Raw genomic sequence first — 10,000 nt, forward strand, 5'->3', positions numbered from 1 at the left:
TTCAGCACCTTTTTTGCAAAAGAGCTTTCAGAACGGCTGATCTTGCGTTGTAACAACTCATCATTGACGGGCAACGAAGTAAAGCCATGACCAGATTCGACAGCAATGTCATACAGTTCAGGATAATCTTCGGCTCGGATTGGGCGAATGACCATCATAGTCGCTTACTCCAGTTAATTTGCTTCAGAGCGCCTTGTTACAGGCGCTTCAATTTTTGCTTTATTTTTTTAATCTTTTTATCGTCAGACAGCGCAATGCGATTCAGGCTAAGGTTAACCTTGCTTCACTTGCGCTACTGCTTTTTCGAAACGCTGCATACCTTCGATAATATCTGCTTCAGGGATCACTAACGAAGGGGCAAAACGGATCACGTCAGGTCCTGCGACCAGAGCAAATAGGCCCTGATCGGCAGCAGCGAGGAAAAAGTCGCGTGAACGGCCTTTAAACTCCTCGTTTAACACAGCACCAAGCAACATACCTTGCCCACGTACTGTACTGAATACATTGTGTTTTTCGTTGATAGCGGCTAATTCACGACGGAACAGTTTTTCCCGCTCCAGCACCCCATTCAGTACTTCAGGCTGATTGATAGTGTCTAAAGCTGCTTCTGCCACAGCACAAGCCAAGGGGTTACCGCCATAAGTGCTGCCATGAGTCCCAACTTTTAAATGGCTGGCAATGGCTGTGGTGGTTAACATTGCGCCTACCGGGAAACCGCCGCCTAAAGATTTGGCCGTCGTCAGAATGTCTGGCACTACATTAGTGTGCATATAGGCATACAACTTACCGGTACGGCCTACGCCTGATTGCACTTCATCATAAATCATCAGTGCATTAAACTGATTACACAAATCACGAACACCTTGCAAGAAAGCCAAATCACCAGGAATGATGCCGCCCTCACCTTGCAAAGGCTCCAGAATAACAGCACAAGTATTGTCCGATATCAGCGCTTTGAGGCTGTCCAGGTTATTGTATTCAGCGTGGTCTATTCCACCTGGCTTAGGGCCAAAACCATCTGAATACGCAGCCTGACCACCTACAGTAACAGTGAAAAAAGTACGGCCATGGAAACTTTTACCAAAAGAGATAATTTGCTGTTTTTGCTCGCCAAACTTATCCAAAGCCCAACGACGAGCCAACTTTAAAGCGGCTTCGTTCGCTTCAGCACCAGAGTTAGCAAAATAGACTTTTTCGGCAAAGGTACTGTCGACTAACTTCTGCGCCAGACGTAAAGCCGGCTCGTTCGTCATCACATTGCTTAAATGCCATAACTTATCCGCCTGGTCTTTGAGCGCCGACACTAAAGCCGGATGGCAATGGCCTAAAGCGTTCACCGCTATACCACCTGCAAAATCAACGTATTCACGGCCCGCCTGGTCCCAGACGCGTGAGCCTTGACCACGAACCGGAATAATAGGAGCTGGTGCGTAATTGGGAACCATCACTTCATCAAAAAGCGCACGGGTGACCTGAATATGTTCTGTCATTTTTTACCTCTGCTGCAATAAAAGTCCGCTGTTCAGCTTGCTTGATTTTCCAGCAAAAAACGACGGACGGAAAAAGATGCTTCATCGCATTATTACAGATAAAAAATGAAATGTCTTGCGTTCAAAACCTCCAAAACCCTTGAAAAATAAGGCTTCCAGATAGTTTTGCATAGGATGTGAATAACTAGTTATTAGTACAACTGAAGAAACAGAACAAAAAAACACCTGAGAACAAATAGCCCTGTTGATCTGCTCTGACTTTGAACAACAGGGCTACACTGACAAAAAAAACTGCATGTTTATTGACTAATTTTTTTAAAATTATTCAAAAGACAGTTTTTTCAGGTCCAATTGCGCTAACATTTTGCGCATTTCGTTGTGAATGCCTGCGTCCTGCAGTGCTTTATTCGCATCATCTACTTCTAAGCGCTGTTCCTGCACCAAAAACTTAACCTGAACATAGGTATTGGCCTGTTTCACGACGCGGGTTAGATCGGTGCAGCTGCTCATCGGGGTCTGGTCGACAATTTGATCTAAAATAGCGGCCAATGGCATCCGCTTCAATTGCCAGCGGGCAATCAGATCGGCGCTGATAATACCTGCGAATTCTTCAATGCTGCTGGATAAGAAGCCCGCATCGGCGTCTAAGGCCTCTAAAGCATCGGTCAACTCAGTATCACGGGCATCTCTGGCCCGCAGCAACTCTGCTCGTTTCACCTGAGCATAACTACGCAGGTAATTACGGATCACTACCATATGGCCCATGGTTTGGAACATGGCAGCGCAAAAAGCGACAAAACCGTTTAAACCTTGTGAATCCGCTATAGCCCGTGCGGCTAATGCTGTTGCTAAAGAGTATTCCCAGATCTTCACTTTAAACTGTAAAAAAGGATCGGTGGAATGTGGAATGCAATGCCGGAAGGCATAAACCGGAACTAAAGACTGTAAGGCTTCAACACCTAAAAAACGCAAAGCGGTTTTGATGTCTTTCACCAAATTGCCTGAACTGGTTTTGTTGCGATAGCGCGGTTGATTCACTAAGCGCAGTATATCCTCTTTCAGCCATTCCACGTTGCTGATCAACGGGTCCAATTGGTTGAGCGTGACAGCTTTTGCGCTTAATGCGTCAATTAAAGCAGGGAAATTGGGACCTAAATCAAAAAGAGAACTGCTGATAACTTCAATACTGCTCAGCCTTTGCATCAACTCTTGCGCAACTTCATCATGCAAATGAGCCTGAGTAAAATCGAGAAAGATTTTTTTAGCATTTTCGCCAGACTGACGCGCCTCAAGAGCCTTACGTTCAACTTCCAGCATCTGGCGTGTATCTGTTTCCATCTGCTGGTTTTTTAAATAACGTAAGCGTTTCTGGTTGGGGTCAACGCCAATCAGATTATCTATAAACAACTGCTCCAAAGAGGAGGAAAACGAAGACATAACTACCCTTTACCCGTGAATTTACACAGCTTATTTATCATTATTGTTCAGGCCGTTGCACAATGTCAGAAAATTCTGCAGTAACTGATGCCCTTGCTCGGTTAAGATCGCCTCGGGGTGAAATTGCACCCCATGGACAGGCAGTTTCTTATGCGACAGTGCCATAATTTCCGATTCGTCTGCCTCAGTCCAGGCTTCAATAGTAAAATCGTCCGGCACTGAGGCTCTATCCACTACCAAAGAGTGATAACGAGTTACACTCATTGGGTTATTTAACCCTGCAAAAAGACCACGCTGCCGATGTCTGATCAGCGAGTTCTTACCGTGCATCACAGTTTTTGCTCTAACCACCTTAGCACCAAAAGCCTGAGCTATAGCCTGATGCCCCAAACAAACGCCCAAGATAGGCAGCTGCCCGGCAAAATGCTTAATGGCTGCTAACGAAATCCCCGCCTGATCCGGACTACAAGGACCAGGAGATATCACCAGACTGGAAGGCCGAATCGCCGCGATTTGAGTCAGGCTGATTTCATCATTGCGACGTACTAGTACCTGCTCACCTAATTCAGCAAAATACTGAACTAAATTGTAGGTAAAAGAATCGTAATTATCTATCAATAAAATCATAACAATCCGGCTTTTACAGCATTATTAGCAATCAAACCCTGAGTCATTTCATTTCAGCAAGCGGACAAAGGCTCAGCACAGGTCACATAATTATCTTACGTCACCTGGCCAGGGCAGAAAGTCAGCAAAGCTGAGGCTCTAAGCGTGACGGCTCTAAGTGGGTAACACAAAACCTACAGCATCATAGACTTTCTCAAGGGTAACAGCAGCACGAGCCCGGGCTTGTGTGGCCCCTTGCTTTAACACCTGATTCATCAGAGTCTGATCCTGACGGATTTGATGAAACCTGGTCTGCACAGGTTCCAGCAATGCGATGACAGCGTCGGCCACGTCCCCTTTTAAATGGCCATACATCTTACCTTCGTACTCAGCGACCAGGCTTTCTATCGACTTGCCAGTCACACCACTTAATATACTCAATAAGTTAGCCACACCTGCTTTGTTTTCCAGATCATAGGCGACGCGAGGTGGATCTTCAGAGTCTGTCATGGCCTTCTTGAACTTCTTGCTGATCATCTTTGGATCTTCCAGCAAACCAACAAAATTCCAAGGATTCTCATCCGACTTAGACATTTTTTTTGTCGGTTCCTGCAAACTCATCACTCGTGCGGCAACGCCTGGAATATAAGGTTCTGGCACTGTAAAGACATCACCATGCAGCGCATTAAAACGTGTTGCTATATCACGAGCCAGCTCTAAGTGCTGTTTCTGATCATGCCCTACCGGTACCTGATGAGCGTTATAAACCAGTATATCGGCAGCCATCAGCACGGGATAAGTAAATAAACCGGCATTCACGTTATTACTATGACGCTCAGATTTATCTTTAAACTGCGTCATACGACTTAATTCGCCAAACTGAGTGTAACAATTCAGGATCCAGTTCAGTTGGCTGTGTTCAGGCACATGAGACTGCATAAAGACACTGGAACGATTTGGATCTATGCCACAGGCCAGGTACAAAGCCAGACTGTCTAATGAAGCGTTACGCAAGGCTATCGGATCCTGGCGCACTGTAATGGCATGTAAATCCACTATGCAGTACAGACAATCATAGTCGTCCTGCATCCTGTCCCACTGGCGTAAAGCTCCCAGGTAATTGCCTATGGTGAGCTGGCCTGAAGGCTGGGCACCACTTAAGACTACAGGTTTTGCTTTTGGCGTAATGGATTTTGGCTCTGACATCTATCTTTCCTGTTCTAAACTTGAGATCGCCTCCGGCAGCAGAGAAAAAGTCTCCAACACCAGATCCGGCATACTTTGCGCAATGGATTGGCCGTGATTATACCCATAGCTCAGCGCAATAACAGGCATACCAGCAGCACGGGCTGCAAATATATCGTTTTCGGAATCTCCGACCAGCAAAATATCTCCGGCTAAAAACTCTTGTTGCCTGGCCAGAGCCAACAGCATATCGGGTTCAGGTTTGGCATGAGCTACATCGTCTGCACACCAGATAGCTTTGAAAAAATGACCAATTCCCAAATGCTGTAACAACGGTTCGGTGAACTGCCGGGGTTTATTAGTCACGACAGCAAGTGGATAAAGCAGACTCAATTGCGCTAAGACTTCAGGGACTTGCTCAAAAAGGCGGGTGGCAGAGCCATTACTTTGCCGATAAAAATCAATAAATAGCAGCTGAGCCTGTTCAAATTCGTTGGCGTCGTAATGAACAGGACTTAGTTCGCCTGTTAAAGCTCTTTTAATCAGCATCGCCATACCGTTACCTAACCAATGCTGAACTTGCCTCAGACTGACTTCGGCTTTTCCAAGCCTAAACATCATCTGATTTAATGCAGGTAAAATATCTGGCGCACTATCGACTAAAGTACCGTCTAAATCAAAAGCTATACACTGAAAAGACCGCATTACTTCACTCCGGCCAATTCAGCTCTCATCTGCTCTATAACTTTTGGATAGTCGTTTTGGCTGAAAATTGCAGAACCAGCGACAAAAGTATCAGCACCAGCTTCGGCTATCTCGCGAATATTCTCTACTTTAACTCCACCATCAATTTCCAGCCGTATTGGCAAACCACTTTGATCAATGATCTGTCTCGCTTGTCTTAACTTATTTAAAGTAGCGGGAATAAAGGACTGACCACCAAAACCGGGGTTCACCGACATCAACAGGACTAAGTCGACTTTATCCAACACATAGTCTAAATAGCTGAGCGGCGTTGCTGGGTTAAACACCAAACCAGCTTTGCAGCCATGCTGTCGGATCAATTGTAATGTGCGATCTATATGCCTGGAGGCTTCCGGGTGAAAACTTATAATTGAAGCCCCTGCCGCAGCAAAAGAGGGGACCAGACTATCGACATTTTCAACCATCAGATGCACATCAACCGGCGCTGTAATGCCATAGTTACGCAATGCACTGCATATCATAGGGCCAAAAGTTAAATTAGGCACATAATGATTGTCCATGACATCAAAATGCACAATATCAGCTCCTGCGGCTAAAACCCTGGCCACGTCTTCGCCCAAGCGGGCAAAATCTGCGGATAAAATTGACGGAGCTATCCAGTTTGGTTGGCGCATCTAATCTCCCAAAAGCTATTGTGCGAACGCAAGGCCAAGACTTTACTGAATCGTTAGGAAAAAATCATCTTTGTTGGCAAGCTCTGCTGCACGAAAAAATGGCAACATCGCACCACTTTTGCACATAAATCAAAAGGCCTTGTAATACTATTTAAATATCTAATTGATTTAATTGACTATAATGCAATGGCACAAAAAATGGACTGTATTGGTGGGAACTAATAGATAAGGGCAAATAAAATGACAAAAAAAGTTACACTGGGAACAAAAGCAACAAGCAAAACAATTCGCCGTAGCCTCTTAGCATTATTTATTGCAGGCAGCAGTTTTGGCGTTGGTGCCGCCAGCCTGACGGGCAATGTGGCCTTTACCTCTGATTATTTATTCCGTGGTATTTCTCAAACGGATGAAGGCCCGGCTGTGCAGGGTGGCTTTACGTTAAGTGGCGAATCTGGATTTTATTTGTCTGGCTGGGGTTCAAATATCAAGTTTGGCGAAGGCAGTATGGAGCTGGATATTTTAGCGGGCTGGACTGGCGCCCTAAACGACAGCTGGAATGTCGACGTAGGGGTGATGCAATACCGTTATCCAAAAGGTGATAATGCCGTTGACGAATTCAACTTCTACGAAGGTTATGCCAAGTTTTTTTATCAGAACCTGACATTAGGTGTTGCCTATTCACCGGATTATTTTGGTGCAGGTGTTGAAGACTACTACTACTTATCAGGCGACTATAAATACAGCCTGGTGGACAACCTGGCACTGGATCTGCACTTTGGTTACAACGTGTTTGAAGACGAAGGTGAGTTCGAAACGTTCTTAGCTGCTGGTCCTGTCGACAGCGATACTTATATCGACTGGAGTATTGGCTTTAGTACTGAAGTACTTGGCGCAGGTGTCTCGTTAAAATACGCTGATACTGATATAGACGGCTCTGCAGAATGTAATCTGTGTGATGGTCGCGCAGTTCTGACATTAAGCAAATCTTTCTAAGCACCATGGTCAGGGCAGAACTTTAGTTTTGCCCTGATTAGTCCGGGCCTGTCTTAACCTGCAGCTGTTAAAGTGACTTTTGTCACTATGCTTTGGAGTTATAAACTTGTAACTTGTTCTCAACTTAAGTATGATTCAGCACATAATTCAACCAGTTGAGGTTCGTATGAAGCAACTAGCAAAGCGCAAAGTGATGTCCGTATTGGCCATTGGTTTGTGTATTGGTATTTTTGCTCATCAGCACAAAGGCTCAACAACTGAATTATGTCAGGCTGCGGTGCAAGCAGAACCAACAAAACCCCTCGCTATGTCCTCATTGTGTAAACCAACACAACAAAGCTGGTTTAGTTGGTTACAAGGCAATAGCCGTTCTACTCAATTCCATTTCGTTGATCTATTGGAGCTGCTGAATCGTTTTGACCATAGAGGTTAAAATGTCCAAGGCCCCAAGCTTCAAACAAGTCCTCAAAGCAGTATTCGGCGCCATTATTGGGGTGCAGTCAGAACAACAGCGTCAGCAAGATTTTCAAACCACTACTTTATGGCCTTACCTTGCGGTAGCAATTTTCGCCGTGGTTGTTTTTATCATACTATTGTTGGTACTGGTCAGTTGGGTTACAGCAGGCTGATTAGTTGCGTTGTATAAAGCAAAAAGCTCGGCTACTTTGCCTCGTGTAGCGCCGTTTTGGCTGATAGAACGACCAACCTGAATTGAAGTAAGTCGCGCCTTTTCATATAACTTGCGAGTTAAAGTGGTATCGTGATTACTGATCACCACGCTGATACCCCGGCTTTGACAATTCTCCGCCAGATTAGCCAGTTGCGCCTGATCATCCAAATCAAAACTATTTTTTGCATAAGAAGTGAAACTTGCGGTACGACTGAGCGGCACATAAGGCGGATCACAATATACCACTGCTGGCGACTCGAGGTTCTGCATCAATTCGCTGTAGTTCATACAGACAAATTTAGCCTTCTGCGCTTTTTCAGCAAAAAACCACAATTCTGCTTCAGGGAAATAGGGCTTTTTGTAGCTACCAAAAGGTACGTTAAACTTACCACTGCCGTTATAACGGCATAAGCCGTTATAACCATGGCGGTTCAAATACAAAAACAACAGGGACCGCTGATAACTGTCTGAGCTTTGATTAAATTCTTCCCGAAAAGACAGATAGCTGTTTTTATCGTTGCTGCTTTGCACGAACAAGGCCCGGGCATCAGCAATAAAATCCCCGGGTTTAGTTTGTAACAACTGATAAAGGTTAATGAGATCTGCATTGATATCATTTAGCAGGTAGGCAGGGTAATCTGTATTTAAAAACACTGAACCAGCGCCAACAAAAGGCTCCACCAACAGTGGCGCATCCGGAAGCTGTAGCGAAATAGCATCGACCAGGTTGTATTTACCACCAGCCCATTTCAGGAACGCTCTGGACTTCTTCAGCATCACAGAGCCACCTTTGCGGAACCCATCAATGTGATTTTAGTTGGCATTAGCTGAACGTATTTCACGTTGAATATCACTAAGTGGCTTCACAAAAGGTGTTTGTTGTCTTAACTCTTCCGGCAAAGATTTAACCTGTTGTCGCGCGGCACCGCCATTGACATAAGAGGCTGATACCACGACAAACTGGACTTTTCCTTGCTGCTGACGCTGATACAACTGCAGATTTAAGCTGGAATATTGTTGCAAAAATTTCTTTGCGGCTGCTTCCTGTGAAAAAACGCCAAGTTGAATGGCCACAGTATCCGGCAACATCGCCAATAACACAGCGGCATCGTAATCTGAACCGTTTCGAGCGGCAGATGAAGCTGGTTGGACGGTTTCAGCTGAATCTGCAGTCATTTCAGCGACCAGATCATTCGGCTCTTCAGCAACGGCAGGTTGAGGCTCATTGGCAGCTGGTGCTGGTTCCGCCGCAGGTTCAGTCACAACCTGTTCTGCTCCAGGGGCTGGTAAAGCGGGTATGACAGGCTGCTCGCGCATAGGCTCAGACTCTATAGTCATAGAAACAATCTGCTGCTGTGGCAAACCATTGTCGTCTTTTGCGACTTCCTTTTGCACTATCATAGTGGCGGCGTCAGTAGTTTTATCCATAGCCATCTGTGGCATGCCCTCAGAAACACTTTGGTCAGCAGAAGCTGTATTATTTGAAGAGGACACTTCAGTCGGCATTTCTTGTTTTATTTCTACAGTCGGTTCAAATCTGCGTTCAGCCTGTAAGCGGGCTGCAGCATTGCTCTCTTCGGAACTTTGGTAATAAGGCACCATATCATCCGCTACAGGTTGACGGAACTGTTGTTCGGTCCATAACCAGAACATCACTACTGCTGCAATAAGACCAAAACCAAGACTCATGACTAAAAAAGGTGAAAAGAACTGCCCTGAAGCCTTTTTCGCAGACTGTTTTTGCTGTGTAGCCTGACTGCGATAGTCACTGCGCCGCTCTGTTTCTATGCTAAATGCTGGTCTTTCGTCAGCCGTGTCCAAAGCGCGAAATCCTAAAGGGTCGTCGCGGCCAGTTAAATCAAAAGTCTGTTCAGCGGCGTTGGCAACAAAAACCGGTGCTACTGGCTCCTCTTTAGCAGAAAAAGTCAGAGCTGAGGCTGAAGTGTCAGCTTTTGGCTTCAAAACAGTTGCTGGTTTGCGCAAAGGGGTTGCGTTTAATCCATGTAATAACAAATGCAGATCACCAGCACAATCTTCTATACGTTCACGCAACTCACGACCAGCTAGATGGTAAGGAGCTAATAACTCCGCAGCTTCTTCTTCGCTGAAGGCTGGAATATTCATGGCTAGTCTGATATCGCTTTTTGCTTTCAGGCAGCTGACAAAAACACTGACAGGCAATTGTTGGATCAATTGCCAACTGGCCTCTGTTAACAGATCGGCGTCATCAACCAGCACCA

The 10,000-nt window shown here is 45.5% G+C and carries 12 protein-coding genes; 3 read left to right on the top strand and 9 right to left on the bottom strand.

All coding sequences use genetic code 11. The features are described from left to right. The 7 genes from LDL40_RS03530 to rpe all read right to left on the bottom strand — a co-directional run. A partial coding sequence (locus LDL40_RS03530) for an arginine N-succinyltransferase (RefSeq protein WP_367304297.1) occupies positions 1-158 on the bottom strand: 158 nt, incomplete at its 3' end. Between the two features lie 114 nt (positions 159-272). Further along, complete coding sequence (locus LDL40_RS03535; RefSeq protein ID WP_300993734.1) at positions 273-1,490, bottom strand: aspartate aminotransferase family protein; 1,218 nt, start codon at positions 1,488-1,490, stop codon at positions 273-275. Between the two features lie 321 nt (positions 1,491-1,811). Beyond that, a complete protein-coding gene (locus tag LDL40_RS03540) occupies positions 1,812-2,927 on the bottom strand; it encodes an HDOD domain-containing protein (protein WP_300993735.1) in 1,116 nt (371 codons plus the stop codon). Between the two features lie 30 nt (positions 2,928-2,957). Further along, positions 2,958-3,554, bottom strand: coding sequence for an aminodeoxychorismate/anthranilate synthase component II (locus LDL40_RS03545; RefSeq protein WP_300993736.1), 597 nt, complete (start codon positions 3,552-3,554; stop codon positions 2,958-2,960). A 153-nt stretch (positions 3,555-3,707) separates the two neighbouring features. After that, a complete protein-coding gene (gene trpS, locus LDL40_RS03550; RefSeq protein WP_300993737.1) occupies positions 3,708-4,739 on the bottom strand; it encodes a tryptophan--tRNA ligase in 1,032 nt (343 codons plus the stop codon). Continuing rightward, entirely contained in the window at positions 4,740-5,423 is a 684-nt protein-coding gene (locus LDL40_RS03555) for a phosphoglycolate phosphatase (protein WP_300993738.1), read from the bottom strand. Further along, on the bottom strand, positions 5,423-6,097 hold the full coding sequence (gene rpe / locus LDL40_RS03560) for a ribulose-phosphate 3-epimerase (protein ID WP_300993739.1): 675 nt from the start codon (positions 6,095-6,097) through the stop codon (positions 5,423-5,425). Before rpe ends, LDL40_RS03555 begins: the two co-directional genes overlap by 1 nt. Before the next feature lie 240 nt (positions 6,098-6,337). On the opposite strand from rpe, the gene LDL40_RS03565 reads away from it, so the two are divergent. The 3 genes from LDL40_RS03565 (at position 6,338) to LDL40_RS18775 (ending at position 7,719) form a co-directional block, all read left to right on the top strand. Next, on the top strand, positions 6,338-7,090 hold the full coding sequence (locus LDL40_RS03565; RefSeq protein ID WP_300993740.1) for a TorF family putative porin: 753 nt from the start codon (positions 6,338-6,340) through the stop codon (positions 7,088-7,090). 166 nt (positions 7,091-7,256) lie between these two features. Next, on the top strand, positions 7,257-7,523 hold the full coding sequence (locus LDL40_RS03570) for a hypothetical protein (RefSeq protein WP_300993741.1): 267 nt from the start codon (positions 7,257-7,259) through the stop codon (positions 7,521-7,523). 1 nt (position 7,524) lies between these two features. After that, on the top strand, positions 7,525-7,719 hold the full coding sequence (locus LDL40_RS18775; protein ID WP_367304296.1) for a DUF2970 domain-containing protein: 195 nt from the start codon (positions 7,525-7,527) through the stop codon (positions 7,717-7,719). Here LDL40_RS18775 and LDL40_RS03575 read toward each other — a convergent pair. Next, positions 7,638-8,537 carry a Dam family site-specific DNA-(adenine-N6)-methyltransferase gene (locus tag LDL40_RS03575; RefSeq protein ID WP_300993742.1) on the bottom strand — a complete coding sequence of 300 codons (900 nt, stop codon included), beginning with the start codon at positions 8,535-8,537 and terminating at the stop codon, positions 7,638-7,640. The two genes, LDL40_RS18775 and LDL40_RS03575, sit on opposite strands and share 82 nt — an antisense overlap. 36 nt (positions 8,538-8,573) lie before the next feature. After that, a partial coding sequence (locus LDL40_RS03580; protein WP_300993743.1) for an SPOR domain-containing protein occupies positions 8,574-10,000 on the bottom strand: 1,427 nt, incomplete at its 5' end.

The sequence above is a fragment of the Rheinheimera sp. genome, from assembly GCF_020217005.1.
GTDB lineage: Bacteria > Pseudomonadota > Gammaproteobacteria > Enterobacterales > Alteromonadaceae > Pararheinheimera.